The sequence below is a fragment of the Sphingomonas sp. RB1R13 genome, assembly GCF_036663775.1.
In the GTDB taxonomy this organism is placed as follows: Bacteria; Pseudomonadota; Alphaproteobacteria; order Sphingomonadales; family Sphingomonadaceae; genus Sphingomicrobium.
Window position 1 is genome coordinate 1 of record NZ_JAXOJM010000084.1, and the last position, 1,125, is coordinate 1,125.

Consider the following 1,125-nt stretch of genomic DNA (forward strand, 5'->3'; position numbering starts at 1 on the left):
AGGGGTGGTTCGCCGAAATGGCCTATGACGCCGGGCAGGATCAGGCGGCCGAGGCGGCCGCCGATCGGGCGCTGGCGGTGAAGCCCGATTCTCAGCAGGCCTTGCTCTACAAGGGGATGCTCCATCTGCGCCGCGCCGCCCGCGACAAGAGCAAGGACCCGGCGCGCTGGGCCGAGGCACGCAGCTGGATCGTGCGCGCCAATCGCGCTGATCCGAATGCCGCTGAGCCGCTGGCGGTCTTCTACAACAGTTTCCGCCTGGCGGACGAGCGCCCGCGCGAATCGGCCGTGAAGGGGCTGGAGCGCGCCTTCGAGCTGGTGCCGCAGGACAAGGGTCTGCGCTTCATGCTGGCCGGACAGCAGATTTCGGCCGGGCAGATCGAGCAGGCCAAGCACACGCTCCGCCCGCTCGCCTATGACCCGCACATGCCGCCCGACAATCCGGCGGCAACCCTGCTGGCGCTGCTCGACAGCGGCAACCAGGACTCGGTGAAGGCCGCGCTGGCCGCCGTCAGCGACAAGACCGAATAGCCGGCTCGTTCCGGGGTGCCTTGGAGTTTGCCCGTCATTGCGAGCGGAGCGAAGCAATCCAGTGACGGATCGGGGCGCCCTGGATTGCTTCGCTCCGCTCGCAATGACAGCATCGCTGGGCTCAGCCCGTCCCCAGCAGCGCCTGCGACACCGCCTCGATAAAGGCGATCCGTCGCGCGGGCTCGGCCAGCACCGGGTCGGGGACGTCGGTGGCGGCGACGATGCGGGCGATGCGGTCGCGTGTGGCGTCATCCGCCGGACGGATATCGGCGGCGGGCAGGGCCCGCACGAGGGCCTGTTCATCGTTCTCGAAGGCGATCCGCGCCAGGCCTCGGTCGGTCACGGCCACCAGGAGCGGGCCCATCGGCGAGGGGGCGACGGTCCAGGCGATGGCCACCCCTTCGCCGCCGCGCCGCCACTGGCCCGGCGCCATGCCGAGCCGCTGGTCGCTGTCCGCGTAGAAACGGCTGGGTGCGGCATAGCCTGCCTCGTACAGCGCAGCGGTGATGCTGGGCTCGGCGGCAAGCGCCTGCGTGGCGCGGGCGGTGCGGCGGGCCCGGGCATAGGCGGCGGGCGTCACCCCGGTCACGCGCTT

General features: G+C 71.3%; 1 protein-coding gene and 1 pseudogene. One reads left to right on the forward strand and one right to left on the reverse strand.

Going from position 1 to position 1,125, the window contains the following annotated elements; all coding sequences use genetic code 11:
* Positions 1 to 530: pseudogene (locus U1700_RS15080) on the forward strand (hypothetical protein); the annotation flags it as partial.
* Positions 531 to 651: 121 nt separating this feature from the next.
* Here the strand turns inward: U1700_RS15080 and U1700_RS15085 are convergent.
* The coding region (locus tag U1700_RS15085) for a helix-turn-helix domain-containing protein (RefSeq protein ID WP_332753492.1) at positions 652 to 1,125 on the reverse strand (474 nt) is incomplete at its 5' end.